The sequence below is a fragment of the Nonomuraea rubra genome (assembly GCF_014207985.1).
Lineage (GTDB): Bacteria > Actinomycetota > Actinomycetes > Streptosporangiales > Streptosporangiaceae > Nonomuraea > Nonomuraea rubra.
Window position 1 is genome coordinate 1,081,219 of record NZ_JACHMI010000001.1, and the last position, 17,675, is coordinate 1,098,893.

Below are 17,675 nucleotides of genomic sequence, written 5' to 3' on the forward strand. Positions count from 1 at the left end.
GCGCATGCGCTCACGACGTTCTGTGCTCGCCGTGCCAGGCAGCAACCCCCGGTTCCTGGAGAAGGCCCAGACCCTGCCCGTCGACGAGGTCTTCCTCGACCTGGAGGACTCCGTCGCGCCACTGGCCAAGGAGGAGGCGCGGGGCAACATCGTGGCCGCCCTGCGCGAGGGCGACTGGTCGGGCAAGACCCGCGTGGTCAGGGTGAACGACCTGACGACGCAGTGGACGTACCGCGACGTGATCGAGATCGTCGAGGGGGCGGGGGCGTACCTCGACTGCCTCATGCTGCCCAAGGTGCAGGACCCGACCGAGGTCGTCTGGCTCGACACGCTGCTCACGCAGATCGAGAAGACCATGGGCTACGAGGTGGGCCGCATCGGTATCGAGGCGCAGATCGAGAACGCCCGCGGCCTGGTGAACGCCGACGCCATCGCCGGGTCGTCCGAGCGGCTGGAGACGCTCGTGTTCGGCCCCGCCGACTTCATGGCCTCCATCAACATGCGCACGCTCGTCGTCGGCGAGCAGCCGCCCGGCTACGTCGAGGGCGACGCCTACCACTACATCCTCATGCGGCTGCTCATGGCGGCCAGGATGCACGACCTCCAGGTGATCGACGGGCCCTACCTGCAGATCAAGGACGTCGAGGGCTTCCGCAGGGTCGCGCAGCGGGCGGCGGCGCTGGGGTTCGACGGCAAGTGGGTGCTGCATCCGTCGCAGGTGGACGCCGCCAACGAGGTGTTCTCGCCGTCACAGGAGGACTATGACCACGCCGAGCTGATCCTGGAGGCGTACGAGTACTACACCACCGTGGAGAAGCGCGGCGCGGTCATGCTGGGCGACGAGATGATCGACGAGGCGTCCAGGAAGATGGCGCTGGTCGTGGCCGCCAAGGGGCGGGCGGCCGGGCTGGGCCGTACGAAGAGGTTCACACCTTGAAGCCGACGGCGGTGAAGAACCAGAACGACGAGGTCAGCCAGAGCCCCACGAGCGCCGTGAACGCCAGCCCGCCGAGCACGGGCAGCGTCCAGCCCGGCGTGTCGCGCTTGGGCAGGGCCAGCATCTTCGCGGTGAACACGCCGTAGAAGAAGCAGCCGAGCAGCGAGTGCGCGAGCACGCGCGGGACGTCGTACTGCAGGCCGAGGGCGTACAGGCAGTGGAAGGCGACCGGGATCGTGAGCACGAACGCCAGCCGGCCCGACCAGCGGTGCACGGCGGGCGGGATCGTGATCCCGAGCTTGCCCCACATCGACAGGGCCGAGACCACCTGCACGATCGCCAGCACGAACGCGCCGGTGGTCAGCCACACCTTCATCGGCAGCGCCGCGGAGAAGCCCGCCACGCCGACGGCGAACCCGGTCGGCGTGTGCGCCCGCCCGTAGACGCCCAGCGCGAGCACCACGAGGCCGCCGATGAGCAGCGGCACCAGTAACGAGGTCGCGCTGGGGGTGCGGCGCTGCTGGTGGATGGCGGTCATTGCATCTCCTCGATGAAGCCGTCGACGTCCTCGGGGTTGACGGTGGTGCCGTCCACGGTGACGGGGGCGGTGGGCTGCTCGCTGTCGAGCTGCGGGATGTCGAGCTGCTCCTCCCCGGCGAAGGCGGCGCCGACCTGGTAGTAGCCGCCGTTCGGGTTCTTGATCATGATCCAGCCGGCGCGCAGCCTGGCACCCCTGACGATCGCGGTGGCCCGGTACAGGCCCGACGGCTTGACCACCGTGGGGGCCGTGAAGTCCCACTTCTTGCCGCCGACGGAAACCCAGCCCTCGGCGCGGCCGCCGCCCAGTTCGGCCGTCACCTTGGAGCCGGCGTTCGCCACGCCCTTGAGCTGGAGGTCGCCGTCGGACTCCGAGCCCTTGAACCAGGCCTCGGTCTTGCCGTCGCAGAAGTAGCCGATGGCCTTGCCGTTCCTGATGGAGATGGCGATGAGCGCGCCGTTGCCCTTCACCCGGCCGCCGTAGTCCGCCTTGGCGATCTTCTTGGCCGCCGTCTGCGACGGAGAGGGCGACGGTGCCGCGGTGTTCTGCTCCTCCGGCGGTGCCTCGGTGGGTGCCTCGGCGGGTGCTTCGGCAGCGGTGCCGGCGGCCGTTTCCTCGGCCGCGGGTGTCGCGATGGTGCTGGCGACACCGAGCCCCACGGCGAGCACTGCTCCCGCCGCGAGGGTGATGACAGGTCCCAGCCTTGACATGGACTGCTCCCAGGGTCGAATTGCCTACGACTCCGAGCATCCGCCTAAAACGGTGGACCGTCTGTGAACTAATGCGCATCAAGCGGACAGAATGGAGATATGCAAGAAAATCCGGGGCCCCACCTTCCGTACGGTCCTCAGGCGGCCGGGTACCCGTACCCGCAGCAGGCGCCGCCCTGGTTCGTGGCCGTCCCGCGTGGAGCCCGGTTCGACCATCTCGCCGCGATTCCGGGCGTCCGCCCGTGGCGGGCGATCGTCGGCACGCTGATCGTCGGCGCCGGGTTCCTGGCGATCGGCGTCGTGGTCGTCATCTCGTTCATGCTGGGGACGGAGCTGTTCGGGCTGCCCGAGGCGGTGGACCCCGAGACGGGGGTGCCGCGGGGCACCGCGTACGGGCTGGCCATGACGCTGCTGTCCATCGCGCCCGTGCTGCTGCTCGTGCAGGGCACGGCGGCGCTCGTCCAGCGGCGCCGCCCGGGGACGCTCTCGTCCGTGGCGGGGCGGCTGCGCTGGTCCTGGATGGCGTGGTGCGGGGCGCTGGCCGTGCTGGCGCTGGCGCTCGGGCAGGGGGCCCAGTATCTCGCCCTGTCGCTCTCCGGCCTGGACGCGGGCATGTTCGGGTGGACCGGCTGGTCGGCCTTCCTGCCGCTGATCATCGTGATCGTGCTGCTGGTGCCGTTCCAGGCCGCGGCCGAGGAGTACGTCTTCCGTGGCTGGTTCATGCAGGCGGTGGGGGCGCACGTGCGCAGCCCCGTCTGGGGCATCCTCATCGGGTCGGCGCTGTTCGCGTCGCTGCACGGGTACTCGTGGGCGGGGCTGGTGGACGTGTTCGCGTTCGGGGCGGTGATGGCGTGGCTGGCGGTGCGTACGGGCGGGCTGGAGGCGCCGATCGCGCTGCACGTGGTGAACAACGTGGTGGCCTTCGGGATCAGCGCGGCGGCGGGGGATCTGGAGGACGCGCTGGATCAGGCGAAGGTGCCGGTGCCGTGGCAGGCGTTGGCGGGGACCGTGGTGCAGCTCGGGGTGTATGCGTTTGGTGTGATGTATCTAGCCAAAAAGCAGTCAATTAGGACTATTTCGGAATAAATCCGGCGCGGGGTGCGGGGAATCTCGCTAGAGAGGTCTCGTAATTCCGGCTGAGTCATGCTGGTCTGGATGCTGTCGGGACGGCACGGACCTCCGCGCCGCCATGGAACGGTCCGCGAACGCGGCCTCGGATCTGCCTGTACGACGAGCTCGACTAGGAGGTACGGCGCGTGGCCTCCGGCCCCAGCGAACCGCCACGGCGACCGCCGGAAGACGACGACCCTCGCTCCGAGGGCGCGTCCGAGCCCCATTCCCCCTCGGACGAGCCCAGGATCAGCCACTCGCCGCCCGGTCCCACCGACGACCGGGCCAGGGGTTTACCGCTGACCTCGCCCTGGGGCATGCCGCCGTTCGCCGCTCCCATCCCGGACGACGAGCCGCAGGAGCTGCCCAAGGGGCGCAGGCCGTACACCTCGCCGACGGCGGAGCCCGAGGACGAGCCACGCCGGCGCCGCCGCATCGTCAACCGGCCCGACAAACTGGTCGCCGGCACCCCGCTCCGCCCGGAGCCCGCCACACCGCAGCCTGACGCTCCCGGCGAGCCCCGGCCCGACACGCCCACGCCCCGCCCGGACGCCTCCGACACGCCCCAGGCTGGCGCCCCCGACGTGCCTCGGGCGGGCGCCGACGAGAGTCCCGGGGCCCATGCCGGGTCGCGGCCCTACGCGGGCGATGTGCCTCCGCCCGGGTCCGAGGCGGCCGCGTCCCGGGCGGGCACCCACGACGCACCTGAGGCGGGCGCCGACGACGCGCCCCAGGCTGGTGCCGACGAGAGTCCCGGGGCCGGCGCCGGGTCGCGGGCGGGTGTCGGCGAGTGGCCCGGGTCCGAGGCCGGGGCGCGGCCCTACGTCCGGAACCTGCCCCTGCCCGAGGCTCCGCAGGTGCCCAGGCCGCGTCCCGAGGGTGACGCGGTGGCGCCGCACCACGGGGTGGCGGCGGGCAACGGGGAGGGGCGGGACCGTACGCCGCCGTACCGGCTGGTGTATCCCGTGCCGGCCGGGGAAGGCCGCGGCGAGGAGCGGGACGAGGAGCGCGGGGAGGAGCGCGGGGAGGAGCGCGGCGAGGAGCGGGACGACACCGAGGTGCGGCGCGTCGGGCGGCCCCCCGCGGGCCGTCCCACCAGACCGGACCTGCTGGTCGCGAGCGGCCCGGCGGGCGCGCAGGGCCCGGGCGGCCGGCACCACCGCGGTCCGGCCCCCGCCGCCGTGCGCAGGTCAGGCCCCGCCCGCCGGGGCAGCAGGGCGATCCCGATCGTGCTGACCGTCGCCGCGGCCGTCCTGGTGGCCACCGGCGTGCTCGTCTGGCAGTGGAACGACGACGACGCCGCCGGCCTGCGCCTGGAGGCGGGCACCGGACGTTCGGGGGACGAGCTGTTCACGGTCCCCGCCGCCGGCGTCGGCACCGACCAGAAGCTCAACGACATGACCTCGGTGGGCCGCGCCGTGGTGGCGGTCGGCAGCGACACGACCAGCCCCACCCCGCGCCCGCTGTTCCTGTTCTCCCCCGACGGCGGCAAGAACTGGCGGCTCGGCCAGGTCAACGGCGCCTCCACGGCCATCGTGCGGCGCGTGGTCGGCGGCGAGGGCAGGTGGCTGGCCAGCGGCGGCGACGAGAGCGCCGGCGAGCGCGGCCTGTGGACCAGCGCCGACGGTTACAGCTGGACGGCCGTGGAGGCGTCGGGGCTGGCCGCGTTCCGCGCGGGTGACCGGATCGAGGACATCGCGCGGACCGGGTCCGGGTTCGTCGCGGTCGGGCGTACGACGGGAGACGACGGCGGCACGGGACCGGCGGCCTGGCGCTCGGCCGACGGCCGGGCCTGGGAGCGCGTCGAGACGAGGGAGCTGGGAGTCCGGGAGCTCAAGGCCGTGGTGGCCAAGGGCGACACGGTCGTGGCCATCGGAGTACCCGCGGACGGCGAGGGATCGCGGGTGCTGCGCTCGGCGAACGGCGGGCGTGACTGGCAGGCGACCGGCTTCCAGCTCCCCGAGGCCACCGATCCCCGCGCGGGGACGGTGGCGGTGCTGCCCAAACGGTTCGTGCTGGTGCCGACGCGGCGGCGTACGGTCGAGGGCGACGTGCGCGTCTACTGCTCGCCGACCGGGGCGCAGTGGTCGCAGTGCGGCTCCATCGAAGGGCTCGCCCCCGAGAGCGTCGGCGTGGAGTCGGTGATCTCGTACCCGTCGGGCGTGGCCGCGATCAGCCCAGGCGGGATGGGCACGTACACGGTGCTGACCACCACGGACGGGCGTTCGTGGACGAAACGGGCCGATCTCGGCAACCTGACGGGCGCGACGCTGCGCGGGTTCACGATCTCCGACGGCGGCACCCTGTTCGCCGGCGGCGACCGCGCGGCCTCCGACGTCGACAACCAGCTCGTGCTCATGGCCGCGCCCGCGCGCGGCGACGCCTCGCGCGTGCAGCTCGGCGAGGTGGAGGGCCTGACCAGGATCGCCCGCGAGACGAACGCGCTGGCCGGACACGGCGGCCGATACGTGGCCGTGGGCTCCGCCTCGGGCGACGCCGGCCTGTGGACGATCAGGAACTGGCAGAGCTGGAAGTCGATGAGCCTGGGCGGCACCGGCAGGCAGACGCTCGAGGACGTCGCGTACGGCAGCCGCGGCTGGCTCGCGGTCGGCGGCACCGAGCCGAACGTCGGCGTCACCGACCCCCTCCTCGTCACCTCCGCCGACGGCGAGAGCTGGAAGCGGGTCGACGTCACCGGCGACCTGGCCCGCCGCCAGGACCATCCCTACCTGCGCACCGACGTGGTCACCGCGGGCAAGGAGGGCTACGTGCTGGCCGGGCAGTCGAGGGACCAGGCGGGCACGGTCGGCGCGGCCATGTGGTTCACGCCGGACATGCGCAAGTACACCCGCTCCAACAAGCTGCCGCAGGGCGGCGCGGGCGTGCGGGTGCACGACGCGATCGCGAGCGGCGACGGGTACCTGGCCGTGGGCGGCTCCGGCGACGCCGACCAGGAGCGCACCGTGGTCTGGCACTCGGAGGACGGCGTGAACTGGACCGCGCGCGAGAGCGTGGCCCCGCCGGACACCACGTCGGCCGGGCTCCGGCGGATCACCGCGTACCAGGGCAAGCTGGTGGCGATCGGCACGGCGCTGACCGATGGGGCGCGCCGCGCGTTCGCCGCCGTCTCGGAGGACGAGGGCCAGACCTGGGAGACGGCCTGGCTGCCCGCCGACCGGGCGGCGGCCGTGTACGACCTGGCCGCGGCGCAGGAGGGCCTGGTGGCGGTCGGCTGGCACGGCGTGCCGGGCGAGGGCGACAGCGCGGCCTGGACGTCGCAGGACGGGCTGTCGTGGAACCGCATGGCGCTCACCCAGGACCGCCTGGCGGGCCAGGGGACGCAGTGGTTGTCGGCGGTGGCCGTGGACGGGGCGGAGGTCGTGGCGCTCGGCCGGTCCACGACGTACAGCGCCGACCACCTGATCCTGTGGACGTCGAGCCTGACGTCGAACAGGTAGGGCCACCGCCGGGAGAGCACCTCCCACTCGGTCAGGGCCGCCCGGGGAGCACGTCCCACTCGGCCAGGGCCGCCAGCAGGCCCTCCGACAGCGGCAGCCGCTCCAGCTCGGCGCGGCCGAACCAGCCCACGCCCGCCGCGTCGTCCCCGGCGGCGGGCGTCCCGGCGGTCACGGTGGCGAGGTAGTCGCGGATCACGTACGTGACCCCGCCGGGCCCCGGCCGGTCCACCGTGCCGGCCAGCCGGCCCACCTCCACGCGCAGCCCGGTCTCCTCCAGCACCTCCCGCCGCACCCCCGCCTCGTCGGACTCGCCGGGCTCCAGCCGCCCGCCGGGAACGGACCACAGGCCCTTGCCGGGCGGGCGACCCCGCTGGACGAGAAGCAGCCGGCCGGAGGCGTCGAAGATGATCGCGCCCACACAATTTACGCGCACATGACCAAGATTACGACGGGATAACGGCCGCCGCCCTTGACGTGGCCGTGCCGGAGAAAGCACCGTGGGTAGTTGTGAGAGCGGCTCCAACCTGTCCACGGTGCTTTGGCCCGCTTCACGGGCCGAGCGCCTGGTCGAGTGCGTTTCGATGTGACACGCACGGCGATGTCCTGCCGTATCAGCCTCCGTGGCCGCCGACCAGCACCGCGCTAGAGGCGATACGCAAGAGCTCAGTCGTGCCCGTGTGGCTGCCCTGGCCGTTGCCCGCCGGCTGGCTGGTGACCGGCTTCGGCGAGGTGGGCGACCAGCGGACCGGCGCGCGCGCCAGCCTGGTCGCGCTGACCGGGCCGTCGCTGACGGAGGGGCCGGCGGATCTGGTGGTGATCGCCGAGGAACCGGGCATCGGGCTGGGCGCCGCGTTCGCCGGGCTCGACGGGCCCGACCCCGGCGAGGGGTTCGACTCCGGCCCGCCGAACGCGAAGATCGCCGTGCTCGGTCATCCCACCGCGCTGTGGTGCGTGGACGGCCAGGACGACAGGGCCGTCTACGCGGGCGAGGCGATGGGCAACTGGCTGTGGGCGATCGCCTGGCCGGCCGACGCCGGATGCATGATCGCGCTGGCCGAGCTGTCGCTGCTCGACGCCCGTGACCACGAGCTGGACGTGCCGTTCGGGGCCTTTTCCCCCAGACTCGAAGATTAGCGATTCGCGCTGTCAGGGGAACGGACTAGAGTTCGGAAGCGTGACAGCGCGTATCGAGCGAGTGGTGACCGAAGGCGTCGTCGACATCGACGGCACCGAGCACAAGGTCGAGAACAACACCTGGATCGTGGGTGACGACGACGAGGTGATCGTCATTGACGCCTCGCGTGACGCCGACAAGATCCTGGAGCAGGTCGGCGAGCGGGAGGTGCTGGCCGTCATCTGCACGGCGGGCCTGCCCGACCACGTGGGGGCCGCCATCGAGGTGGCCAGCAGGGACGAGGCCGTCGTCGCCCTGCACCCCAAGGACAAGCCCCTGTGGCGGGAGACCTGGCGCGAGACCTGGCCCGACATCGACATGGAGGACGACGGCATCTTCGGCGTGGCCGACGTCCAGCTCGACGTCATGGAGACGCCCGGCGTCTCGCCCGGCGGCGTGTCGCTCTACTGCGAGGCGCTCGGGGCCGTGTTCACCGGCAAGGCCCTGCAGGCCGACGGCCCCGGCAAGCTGGGCGGCGAGTATCCGGCCCTGGCCGACCAGCTCACCTCGATCGGCGGGCGGCTGTTCACGCTGCCCGGCGACACGCGGGTGCTGGCCGCGCACGGCGACGAGGTCACCATCGGCGACCTGGAGCCGCACTTCGACGACTGGGTCTCGGGCTCGCTGACCCGCGTCGACACCGAGGCCGAGAGCGACGGCCCGCTCACCGACGGCACCAGGATCTCCGGGATCAAGCTGGGCGACGACTAGGTGTCCGTGCAGGGGCAGCTTCCGCTGGAAGGGATGCCGCGGCGGCTCTACTCGTGCACGCCGTCGCGGTTGAACACCTGGCTCGACTGCCGCCGCCGCTACCGGTTCACCTACCTCGACCGGCCGCAGCCGTCCAAGGGGCCCGCCTGGGCGCACAACAGCGTGGGCGCGAGCGTGCACAACGCGCTGGCGGGCTGGTGGCGGGAGCCGTACGACCGCAGGACCCCGCTGACGGCGGCCATCCTGCTCACGAACGGGTGGATCACCGAGGGGTTCAGGGACGCCGAGCAGTCGGGACGCTGGCTGGGCCGGGCCCGCGACCTCGTGTCCGGATATGTCGCGACCTTGGATCCGTCCGACGACCCGGTCGGCGTCGAGCGCACGGTCGCCACGCGGACCAAGGTCATCGCCCTGTCCGGCCGCATCGACCGGCTCGACCGGCGCGGCGACGAGCTGGTCGTGGTCGACTACAAGACCGGCCGCCGCCCGCTCACGCAGGACGACGCCCGCTCCTCGCTGGCCCTGGCCGTGTACGCCGTCGCGGCCTCGACCATGATGCGCACCCCGTGCCGCACGGTCGAGCTGCACCACCTGCCCACCGGCGAGGTCGTCGAGTGGCGGCACACCGAGGAGTCCCTGGCCCGTCACCTGAGCCGCGCGGAAGAGGTCGCCATGGAGGCGTCCGAGGCTGACGACCGCTACCGGGCCGTCGTGGGCGAGCGGTCAGGGCCGCGCCGGCCTCCCGGCGAGCGGCAGACGATCGGCCCGGCCGAGGTGCCCGCCGACGTCGACAAGCTGTTCGCGCCCAGCCCCGGGCCGATCTGCTCCTGGTGCGACTTCCGCCGCCACTGCCCCGAGGGCCAGGCCGCCGGTCCCGAACGCCAACCTTGGGATGGTCTGGCCGAATAGCGGTAGGGGACCCATGTGAAACCTGTGGGCCGGTTACCGGCGGTGGTGGCGCTGGGTTCCCTGTTCAACCCGCTGAACTCGTCCATGATCTCCGTCGCGCTGGCCCACGTCGAGGCCGAGTTCCGCGTCGGGATCGCCGCGGTGACCTGGCTGGCGGCCGGCTTCTACCTGGTCGGGATCATGGTCCCGCCGCTGATGGGCACGCTGGCGGACCGGTTCGGGCCACGGCCGGTGTTCTGCGCCGGGCTGGTCACGATGGCCGTCACGGGCGTGCTGGCCGCGCTGGCGCCGTCGTTCGCCGTGCTGGTGGCGGTGCGGCTGCTGCAGGCGTTCGGGAGCTGCGCGACGCTGCCCGCGGGCATGGCCATCGTGCAGGCCGTGATGCCGGGCGAGGACGGCAGGCCGCCGCCGCGGGTCATCGCGACGATCTCGATGGTGCTCACCGCCAGCGCCGCCGCCGGGCCGGTGCTCGGCGGGTTCCTGGTCGCGCTGTGGGGATGGCGGGCCATCTTCCTGGTCAACGTGCCGCTCGCGATTCTCGCGCTCATGGTGGCGCTGCGCCGGCTGCCCGAGGTGCGGGCGGACGGCCCGCGCGAGGCGGCGCTGCCCCGGCTGAGCGGCGGGCTGCTGGCCACCTGCGGCCAGTTCGCGCTCGGGAACGTGGTCTTCTACGTGGCCTTCTTCGCGGTGCCGCTGTGGGCGCAGAGCGCGGCCGGCCTGCCCGCGCACGTCGCGGGCCTGCTCGTGCTGCCGCTGGCGGGGCTCGGCATCGTGGTCACGCCCCTCGCGGTGACGCTGGCCAGGCGGGCCGGGATGCGCGCCGTGCTGGTGTCGGGCTCTGCGCTGCTGCTCGCCGGCTCCTGCGCGATGCTGGCGGCGCGTACGGTGTGGCCCGTGCTGCTGGCCGCCGCGCTGCTGGGGATGTCGGCGGCCTTCACCCAGTTCGCGCTGAACTCGCTGGTCTTCGTGCACGCAGACCGGCGCGACACCGGAGCCGCGGTGGGCCTCTTCCAGGCGTCCAGGTACGTCGGAGCCGGCACCGCGTCGGTGCTGCTCGGCGTGCTGTTCGACCGGGCGGGGCTGGGCGGCGGCGCCTGGCTCATGGCGGGCGCGTCGGCCGTGGTGCTGGCGGGAGCCGTGCTCTTACCTGTCAAGCGGCCCGGCGCGGCCACCGGCGGGGATCGGTCAGGCCCTTGAGCCCCTTGCCCACGTCGTAACCCGCCGCGCCCAGCCGCTCCCTGGACGCTCGCAACATCTGCCTGGTGGCGGGCATGAAGGCCAGGTCGTGCACGGGCTCGGGCAGCGAGTTCAGGCCCAGCCTGAACGCCTTCAGCGCAGCCGTGACCGCGGCCTGGGGCACCTCGGGCAGCGTGCCGTACATCCGCCTGGCCCAGCCGGGCAGCGTGTAATAGCACAGCGCGCCGAACGGGAAGTACGCCGGCTTGCCCGGTGACAACCTGCGCAGCTCGCGCGGCAGCCGCGGCCACAGCAGGAACCGCACGGTCGAGGCCGCCTCCGGCGTCACGCGCAGGCTGGGGCGCATCTGCTTGAAGTAGGCGTCCATCTCGGCGCACGAGCCGGGCACGTCGTCGAGGTGCAGGCCGACGTAGGTGGCGCTCCTGCGCTGCTCGTACAGGTAGCGGTCGGCCTGGCGCTCGCTGAGCCCCAGCCCGCCGCGCCTGGCCACCTCCAGGTACGACGACACCTCCGCGCAGTGCACCCACAGCAGCAGCTCGGGGTCGTCCACCCGGTGCGTCCTGCCCGTCTCGGGATCGTGGACGCGCAGCGCCCTGTGGATGCCCCGCACCCGCCTGCCGATCTCGTCGGCCTCCCGCGGGCTGCCGAACGTCACCCGCCCCACGAAGTCGGCGGTGCGGCGCAGCCGGCCGAACGGGTCCTCCTGGAAGTTGGAGTTCTGCCAGACACCCAGCATGGCCAGCGGGTGCAGCGCCTGCAGCATGAGGCCGCGCACCCCGCCCACCCACATCGAACGGTCGAGGTGCACCTGCCAGGTCGCGCTCTGCGGCGGCTGGACGACGAGGTCTTCCATAGTAAGTACATGGTTACACCGCATTGGACCTGATGTCCAAGAAGTGTTTCTCCGCCGCGTTCCAGAACCTCACCAGGGCCGCCGCGGTCGTCTCCGGGGCCTCGACGGCGGGGGAGTGCACCGCGCCGGGCACCACCACGCACTCGGCCCCCAGCCTGGCGGCCATCTCCGACTGCAGCTCGGGCGGCCAGCCGTCGTCGTGCTCGCCGTACAGGACGAGCGTGGGCACCTCGACCTCGCGCAGCTCGTCCGTGCGGTCGTGCATGGACAGCACCTGCTCGGCCATGCACGACAGGCCCGTGGGGGAGTTGGCGAGTAGCCGCCTGTGCAGGAACTCCAGGATCTCGTCGGACACGTCCTGCGCCAGCGCGTCGGGCTCGAACCTGGAGTGCCAGACGGCCTCCAGGCCCAGCGACGGCACCTCTTCCATGATCTTCCTGCCGTTGCGGGCCCGCCTGCCCTCGATCGCCCCCGGGCCCGAGCCCATCAGCGTGAACGAGGCGAACCGCGTGCGCCCGTCGATCACCGCCTCCCTGCCCACCAGCCCGCCGAACGAGTGGCCCACCAGGTGAACGGGGTCGCCGGCGCCGATCACCTGGGAGAGCAGGTCGACGTCCGCGCCGAGAGCCGCGCACGTGTAGGCGGCGGGGTCGGCGGGGCCCGGGGTCTCGTACTGGCCGCGCAGGTCGATCGCCACCACCCGGCGGCCCGACTGGGCCAGGGTCATCAGGACCGCGATGAAGTCCTCCTTGCTGCCCGTCAGGCCGGGGACCAGGAGCGCGGGCCAGCGCTCAACCACACCACTGACCGGAATGGCCTCCAGGGCCGCGAACGTGCCCTGTGGCGTCTCGATCTTCTGCGGGGTGACGCCAGGAGGCAGGTCGAGGAATCGCGGCGTACTCACGTGGGGCAACAATACCCAGAGGTCAGCGCCTCGACACCGGCATGCCCACTACGCTGGTGCGAGTTCTGAGGAGTTGTGAGGTATGCGCGATCTCGAGATCCGGCCCGCCACCTCGTGGGACGACGTTCAGGCGGTCTTCGGGCCACAGGGGGCCTATTCCGGGTGCTGGTGCATGTGGTTCCGGCTCTCCGGGCCGGAATTCCGCGCCACCCCCGCCGGTGGGCGCAGGGAACGCCTCCAGAGGCTCGTAGACGGCGCTGAGCGGGCGCCTGGGGTGCTGGCCTACCTTTCAGGCACTCCGGTGGGGTGGTGCGCTGTGGCGCCGCTTGAGGAGCACGCACGGCTCCTCCGGTCCCGCGTCACCCGGCCCGCCTCGCCCGGGTCGCCGGGGGTGTGGTCGGTGACGTGCTTCTACGTGCGGCGCGAAGGGCGGGGGCGGGGGGTGGCGGCCGCTCTGCTGGAGGGGGCGGTCTCGTACGCGGCTTCGCAGGGGGCGCGGGTGGTCGAGGGGTATCCGAAGGATTCGGAGAAGCGGCTGGCTGCCGATGAGTTGTATTACGGGTGGCGGGGGTTGTTCGAGGGGGCGGGGTTTGAGGAGGTGGAACGGCGGTCGCCGACTCGGCCGATCATGCGGCGTACGGTGGGGTGATTCAGAGGCGCGTACGCGAAAAGGCGCGCACCCTGGATGGGTGCGCGCCTTGAAGACGTGGCTTCGCGGCCCGTGCGCGTGGCCGTGACGATCAGGTCACGCGCGTGGCGGGCGAAACCGGGCGGTCAGCCCGTGCGGCGGCGGTTGCCGCCACCCCCGCCACGCGGCTGGCGCCGCTGCTGCTTGCGCTCCGTCGCCGCCGACGGCGCGATGTCGTCGTCGTCCGACGCCAGGTCCGGCGACTGGAAGATCACCGTGAACGGGCTGGCCGGGATGATCCGCTCCGGCTCCCTGCGCACCGGCGGAGGCGGCGTCGCGAGGAAGCTCGGCTCGAACTCCGGCGAGGCGACGGGCGGGACGGCGGGCGCCTGGCGCTCCGTAACGACGGGTGCCTGACGCTCGACGACTGCGGGTGCCTGACGCTCCACGGAGGCGGGTGCCTGACGGTCCGCGACAACGGGTGCCTGACGCTCCGCTGCGGCGGGTGCCTGGTGGTCCGCGGCGGCGGGTGCCGTACGGGCGGGCGGGGTGGTGGGTGCGGCGGACGGCTCCAGGGCCGGCTCGACGCTGTCCACCTCGGCCGGAGCCGCCACCCGGCGCGTACGCGTACGCCTGGCCGGCGCCTCGGCGGCCTCCTCGGAGGGAGCCTTGCGGGTACGGGTGCGCGTGGCGGCGGGTGCCTCCATGGTCTCCTCCGCGGGAGTCTCGGCCCGGCGCGAGCGGGTGGGCTTGACCGGCGCCTCGGGGGCGTCGGAGAGCGCCTGCTCGATGGCCGAGGAGGCGGCGCCCCTGCGCGTACGGGTGCGCTTGGGCTCGGTGGCCGCCTGGATCTCGTCCGTAGTGAAGATCGCCGGAGTCTCCTCCGTCTTGGCATCCACGAGCTCGACCTCCGACCTCTCGGCGGGTGCGGACTCCGCCAGCTCCTTCCCGCCGCGGGTGCGGCGGCGCTGGCGGGGCGTACGGGCGGGACGCTCCTCGCGCTCGTCACGGCGGCGGCCGCCACGAGTGCGGGTACGTCCGGTCTCACCGAGGTCCTCGAGGCGCTCGGCCGACAGCCCGGCGCGCGAGCGGGCGGCGTGCGGCAGCACGCCCTTGGTGCCCTCGGGGATGCTCAGCTCGGAGTAGACGTGCGGCGAGGTGGAGTAGGTCTCCTCAGGCTCGGCGAAGTCGAGCCCGAGCATCTGGTTGATCATCTTCCAGCGGGTCAGCTCCTCCCACTCCACGAACGTGACAGAGATGCCCGTGCGCCCGGCCCGGCCGGTGCGGCCGATGCGGTGCACGTAGGTCTTGTCGTCGGTGGGGCAGTCGTAGTTGACCACGTGGGTGACGTCGTCGATGTCGATGCCGCGGGCGGCCACGTCGGTGGCCACCAGCACGTCGATCTTGCCGTTGCGGAACGCCCGCAGGGCCTGCTCGCGCTGGCCCTGGCCGAGGTCGCCGTGGACGGCCGCGACCGCGAAGCCCCGCGTGTCGAGCTGCTCGGCGACCATGTCGCAGGCCCGCTTGGTCTCGCAGAAGACCATGGTGAGCCCGCGGCCGTCGGCCTGCAGCAGCCGCCCGAGGATCTCGATCTTGTCCATGCGGTGCGTGCGCCACACGATCTGGCGCACCTGCGGCGTGGTCTCGCCCTCGCCGCTCTCGTGCTCGGCGCGTACGTGCGTCGGGCGGTTGAGGTACTTGCGCGACAGCGCGACGATCTCGCCCGGCATCGTCGCCGAGAACAACATCGTCTGCCGCTGCTCGGGGATCAGCTTGAAGATGCGCTCGATGTCGGGCAGGAAGCCCAGGTCGAGCATGCGGTCGGCCTCGTCGAGCACGAGCGTGGTGATCTGGCTCAGGTCGAGGTGCTTCTGCTTGACCAGGTCGAGCAGGCGGCCCGGGGTGCCGACGATGACGTCGACCCCGGCCTTGAGCGCCTCGATCTGCGGCTCGTACGCGCGGCCGCCGTACACGGTCAGGACCCGGGAGCCGAGCTTGCCCGCAGCGGTCACGAGGTCCTCGCTGACCTGCGTGGCCAGCTCACGGGTGGGCACGATGACCAGCCCGCGGGGCTTCTTGCGGTTCTTGCGCGGCTTGCCGATGCTCTGGAGCATCGCGATGCCGAACGCGTAGGTCTTGCCCGTGCCCGTGCGCGCCTGGCCGATCAGGTCCTGTCCGCTCAGCGCGAGCGGGAGCGCCATCTCCTGGATGGGGAACGGTGTGACGATGCCCTCGGTCTCGAGGGCATCGGCGATCTCTGGTGTGACTCCGAGGTCTCGGAAAGTCGTCAGCGTGGCCTGCCTCAGTCTCAAATGAAGGCGGGCCTGCCGGGACCGACGGGCGGAAAACAGCGCCTGTTTCGTGGGTCCTCGCGGTAGAGCCAGCCCTCTCGCGTCATCAGCGACCGCGCACCCGGGGAATCGGGGGGTAATCGGGGGATTCCCCCGAATTAACACAGTGCGGTCGCACTTTCACAGAGCAGTGTACTCGATTACCACAACGCCGACCCAGCTCGCGTATGTTCCCGAAGATTCTCCGAAGTACGCTGCCTTCCATGAAGGAGTCTCCTGGAGTCGTCGACCTGCTCGGTGTGCTGGCCTACGCGGAGCTCAGCGCGTACGCGCGGATGACGGAGGACGCGGCCACGCTGGCACCCTCCCTGGCCGACAGGGCGGCGCTGAGCGAGCTGGCCGTCACCGAGTACGCCCATTTCCGCCTCCTGCGCGACCGGCTGGCCGAGCTCGGGGCCGACCCGGGGGAGGCGATGTCGCCGTTCGTGGGCGCGCTGGACGCCTGGCACGCGCAGACCAGGCCGGCCGACTGGCTCCAGGCGCTGGTCAAGACGTACGTGGGCGACGGCATCGCGCTCGACTTCTACCGCGAGGCGGCCAGGCTGCTCGACCCGTCGATCGTCAAGCTGGTGGACGAGGTGCTGGTGGACGAGGAGCGCTCGGCGTTCGCCGTCGAGCGGGTCAGGGCCGGGATCGAGGCGGAGCCGGCGGCGGCCGGGCGGCTGGCGCTGTGGGCGCGGCGGCTGGTCGGCGAGGCGCTCAGCCAGGGCCAGCAGGTGGCTTCGGCCCGGCCGGAGCTGGCACTGCTCCTGATGGAGTCGCAGCAGGAGGGCCAGACGGACATCTCCCGGCTGTTCGCCAAGCTGACGGAGGCGCACAACAAGCGCATGGCGGCGATGGGCATCTGAGCGGGTCTTGCCATCGGGCGGCGCAGGGGCGGCCCGCGGTTGTAGCGTGCCAGCATGAGGGCCTCGCGCCGCTACGGCAGTTCCCTGACGAGATGTGGGCCGAATCGCTGGACCACCCGCGCCGTGCTGCGAAGGGAGAGCACCCGCTGCCCGGCCACCGACCCGAGGTGTGATGCCGTCGTCAGGGAGCATCGGCCCCGCGGCTGCCGCATGACGGGGCCTCACCCCAAGAGCTGAGCCCGCGGTGACGGGGCTCGTGAAGGGTACGGCGAACAGCCGTACCCCCCGGCCCAGCTGGCCTGTTAGAGCGTGCCGCCGAATCCGACCGGCCTGGACTCGTCCTCGCCGATCTCGACGAACCCGAGCGCGGCCACCGGCACCACGACCCGCCTCCCCTTGGCGTCGGTGATCGCGAAAACGCCGCCGCGATCGGCCGCCAGGGCGTTCCTGATCTCCTCTTCGACCTGCTCGGCGCTGAGGTCGGTCTCGACAACGAGTTCGCGGTGTACGGAGCGTACGCCGATCTTGATTTCCATCGTGGCTCCCTAGTCGACGGGCTGGCTCACCCCCATCGTCGCGGGTCCGGCCCCGAAATAGGGCCAATGATCGCGCCCAGCGAACGGGTTATGCCGTACGCGGAAAACCGCTGATGCCCCGCCACGCCAGCCGGGCCATGAGCTGCTCGGCCGCGTCCTTCGGGATCGAGCCCTGCGTGGTGACCCAGTAGCGGGCGCTCACCTCGGCCATGCCGACCAGCCCGACCCCCAGCAGGTGCGCCTCGTCACTGGTGCAGCCGGTGTCCTCCTGGATGAGCTCGCTGACCATCTCGGCGCACTCACGCAGCGAGCGTTCCACGCGCTGCCGCACCGGCGCGACGTTCCGCAGGTCGGACTCGAACACCAGGCGGAACGCCTCGCCCTGGCTGGAGACGAAGTCGAAGAACGCGCTGAAGGTGGCCTGCACGCGCAGCTTGTTCTCGTGGGTGGAGGCCAGCGCCTCGCGGCAGCGGTTGACCATGTCGTCGACGTGGAGGTCGAGCAGCGCCAGGTAGAGCTCGAGCTTGCCGGGGAAGTGCTGGTAGAGCACCGGCTTGCTGACCCCGGCCCGCTCGGCGATCTCGTCCATGGCGGCCGCGTGATAGCCGTTCTCCACGAACACTTCCTGCGCGGCGCTCAGGAGCTGCCGGCGTCGGGCCAGTCGGGGCAGCCGGGTGCCCCGGGGTTTGGCATCCGGGGTTGCGGTCACGCGGGTCTCCATTGGTCTCTCAGGCGGGCTGTGCGTGTGTAGCGTCGCACGCAGCGCACATCCTACGTGCCGGTAGGTCACACGTCGGCGACGGACGCCGAT

The 17,675-nt window shown here is 72.3% G+C and carries 17 protein-coding genes; 9 read left to right on the forward strand and 8 right to left on the reverse strand.

Going from position 1 to position 17,675, the window contains the following annotated elements; translation table 11 throughout:
* The first annotated feature begins 4 nt into the window (after positions 1–4).
* The gene (locus HD593_RS04995) at positions 5–937 is read left to right on the forward strand and encodes an HpcH/HpaI aldolase/citrate lyase family protein (RefSeq protein ID WP_185100934.1); all 933 of its coding nucleotides are present in this window, start codon (positions 5–7) and stop codon (positions 935–937) included.
* On the opposite strand, the gene HD593_RS05000 is transcribed toward HD593_RS04995, so the two are convergent.
* The gene (locus HD593_RS05000) at positions 927–1,475 is read right to left on the reverse strand and encodes a DUF6529 family protein (RefSeq protein WP_185100935.1); all 549 of its coding nucleotides are present in this window, start codon (positions 1,473–1,475) and stop codon (positions 927–929) included. The two genes, HD593_RS04995 and HD593_RS05000, sit on opposite strands and share 11 nt — an antisense overlap.
* Positions 1,472–2,185 (reverse strand): hypothetical protein, encoded by a 714-nt coding sequence (locus HD593_RS05005; protein ID WP_185100936.1) that lies wholly within the window; start codon positions 2,183–2,185, stop codon positions 1,472–1,474. The genes HD593_RS05000 and HD593_RS05005 overlap by 4 nt, the downstream gene beginning before the upstream one ends.
* A 99-nt stretch (positions 2,186–2,284) precedes the next feature.
* Here HD593_RS05005 and HD593_RS05010 point away from each other — a divergent pair, with 99 nt between their 5' ends.
* The gene (locus HD593_RS05010; RefSeq protein WP_185100937.1) at positions 2,285–3,271 is read left to right on the forward strand and encodes a CPBP family intramembrane glutamic endopeptidase; all 987 of its coding nucleotides are present in this window, start codon (positions 2,285–2,287) and stop codon (positions 3,269–3,271) included.
* Between the two features lie 170 nt (positions 3,272–3,441).
* Positions 3,442–6,753 carry a DUF6242 domain-containing protein gene (locus HD593_RS05015; RefSeq protein ID WP_185100938.1) on the forward strand — a complete coding sequence of 1,104 codons (3,312 nt, stop codon included), beginning with the start codon at positions 3,442–3,444 and terminating at the stop codon, positions 6,751–6,753.
* Between the two features lie 31 nt (positions 6,754–6,784).
* On the opposite strand, the gene HD593_RS05020 is transcribed toward HD593_RS05015, so the two are convergent.
* The gene (locus HD593_RS05020) at positions 6,785–7,186 is read right to left on the reverse strand and encodes an NUDIX hydrolase (RefSeq protein ID WP_185100939.1); all 402 of its coding nucleotides are present in this window, start codon (positions 7,184–7,186) and stop codon (positions 6,785–6,787) included.
* A 74-nt stretch (positions 7,187–7,260) separates the two neighbouring features.
* Here HD593_RS05020 and HD593_RS05025 point away from each other — a divergent pair, with 74 nt between their 5' ends.
* From HD593_RS05025 to HD593_RS05040, 4 genes are read left to right on the forward strand one after another with little or no spacing between them, the layout of a single operon-like run.
* A complete protein-coding gene (locus HD593_RS05025) occupies positions 7,261–7,887 on the forward strand; it encodes a DUF6758 family protein (protein ID WP_185100940.1) in 627 nt (208 codons plus the stop codon).
* 40 nt (positions 7,888–7,927) lie between these two features.
* Positions 7,928–8,638, forward strand: a complete 711-nt coding sequence (locus tag HD593_RS05030) for an MBL fold metallo-hydrolase (RefSeq protein WP_185100941.1) — start codon at positions 7,928–7,930, stop codon at positions 8,636–8,638.
* Positions 8,639–8,671: 33 nt separating this feature from the next.
* Positions 8,672–9,547, forward strand: a complete 876-nt coding sequence (locus tag HD593_RS05035) for a RecB family exonuclease (RefSeq protein ID WP_185111672.1) — start codon at positions 8,672–8,674, stop codon at positions 9,545–9,547.
* Positions 9,548–9,562: 15 nt separating this feature from the next.
* Positions 9,563–10,744, forward strand: coding sequence for an MFS transporter (locus HD593_RS05040; RefSeq protein ID WP_185100942.1), 1,182 nt, complete (start codon positions 9,563–9,565; stop codon positions 10,742–10,744).
* Here HD593_RS05040 and HD593_RS05045 read toward each other — a convergent pair.
* Positions 10,698–11,597 (reverse strand): oxygenase MpaB family protein, encoded by a 900-nt coding sequence (locus tag HD593_RS05045; RefSeq protein ID WP_246546301.1) that lies wholly within the window; start codon positions 11,595–11,597, stop codon positions 10,698–10,700. The two genes, HD593_RS05040 and HD593_RS05045, sit on opposite strands and share 47 nt — an antisense overlap.
* Positions 11,598–11,610: 13 nt before the next feature.
* On the reverse strand, positions 11,611–12,501 hold the full coding sequence (locus tag HD593_RS05050) for an alpha/beta fold hydrolase (RefSeq protein WP_185100944.1): 891 nt from the start codon (positions 12,499–12,501) through the stop codon (positions 11,611–11,613).
* Between the two features lie 172 nt (positions 12,502–12,673).
* Here HD593_RS05050 and HD593_RS05055 point away from each other — a divergent pair, with 172 nt between their 5' ends.
* Positions 12,674–13,150 (forward strand): GNAT family N-acetyltransferase, encoded by a 477-nt coding sequence (locus tag HD593_RS05055; protein ID WP_246547601.1) that lies wholly within the window; start codon positions 12,674–12,676, stop codon positions 13,148–13,150.
* Positions 13,151–13,275: 125 nt separating this feature from the next.
* Here HD593_RS05055 and HD593_RS05060 read toward each other — a convergent pair whose 3' ends face one another.
* The gene (locus tag HD593_RS05060; RefSeq protein WP_221524617.1) at positions 13,276–15,330 is read right to left on the reverse strand and encodes a DEAD/DEAH box helicase; all 2,055 of its coding nucleotides are present in this window, start codon (positions 15,328–15,330) and stop codon (positions 13,276–13,278) included.
* A gap of 353 nt (positions 15,331–15,683) precedes the next feature.
* On the opposite strand from HD593_RS05060, the gene HD593_RS05065 reads away from it, so the two are divergent.
* The gene (locus HD593_RS05065) at positions 15,684–16,328 is read left to right on the forward strand and encodes a ferritin-like fold-containing protein (protein ID WP_185100946.1); all 645 of its coding nucleotides are present in this window, start codon (positions 15,684–15,686) and stop codon (positions 16,326–16,328) included.
* Between the two features lie 302 nt (positions 16,329–16,630).
* Here the strand turns inward: HD593_RS05065 and HD593_RS05070 are convergent, their stop codons facing one another.
* The gene (locus HD593_RS05070; protein ID WP_185100947.1) at positions 16,631–16,864 is read right to left on the reverse strand and encodes a DUF3107 domain-containing protein; all 234 of its coding nucleotides are present in this window, start codon (positions 16,862–16,864) and stop codon (positions 16,631–16,633) included.
* Between the two features lie 88 nt (positions 16,865–16,952).
* A complete protein-coding gene (locus HD593_RS05075) occupies positions 16,953–17,573 on the reverse strand; it encodes a TetR/AcrR family transcriptional regulator (protein WP_185100948.1) in 621 nt (206 codons plus the stop codon).
* Positions 17,574–17,675 lie beyond the last annotated feature (102 nt).

Coding starts and splice junctions, on each gene's coding strand:
- HD593_RS05000 (WP_185100935.1), bottom strand. CDS start 1,475: ATGACCGCCATCCACCAGCAGCGCCGCACCCCCAGCGCGACCTCGTTA.
- HD593_RS05060 (WP_221524617.1), bottom strand. CDS start 15,330: ATGGCGCTCCCGCTCGCGCTGAGCGGACAGGACCTGATCGGCCAGGCG.
- HD593_RS05055 (WP_246547601.1), top strand. CDS start 12,674: ATGTGGTTCCGGCTCTCCGGGCCGGAATTCCGCGCCACCCCCGCCGGT.
- HD593_RS04995 (WP_185100934.1), top strand. CDS start 5: ATGCGCTCACGACGTTCTGTGCTCGCCGTGCCAGGCAGCAACCCCCGG.
- HD593_RS05005 (WP_185100936.1), bottom strand. CDS start 2,185: ATGTCAAGGCTGGGACCTGTCATCACCCTCGCGGCGGGAGCAGTGCTC.
- HD593_RS05070 (WP_185100947.1), bottom strand. CDS start 16,864: ATGGAAATCAAGATCGGCGTACGCTCCGTACACCGCGAACTCGTTGTC.
- HD593_RS05045 (WP_246546301.1), bottom strand. CDS start 11,597: ATGGAAGACCTCGTCGTCCAGCCGCCGCAGAGCGCGACCTGGCAGGTG.
- HD593_RS05010 (WP_185100937.1), top strand. CDS start 2,285: ATGCAAGAAAATCCGGGGCCCCACCTTCCGTACGGTCCTCAGGCGGCC.
- HD593_RS05035 (WP_185111672.1), top strand. CDS start 8,672: ATGCCGCGGCGGCTCTACTCGTGCACGCCGTCGCGGTTGAACACCTGG.
- HD593_RS05065 (WP_185100946.1), top strand. CDS start 15,684: ATGAAGGAGTCTCCTGGAGTCGTCGACCTGCTCGGTGTGCTGGCCTAC.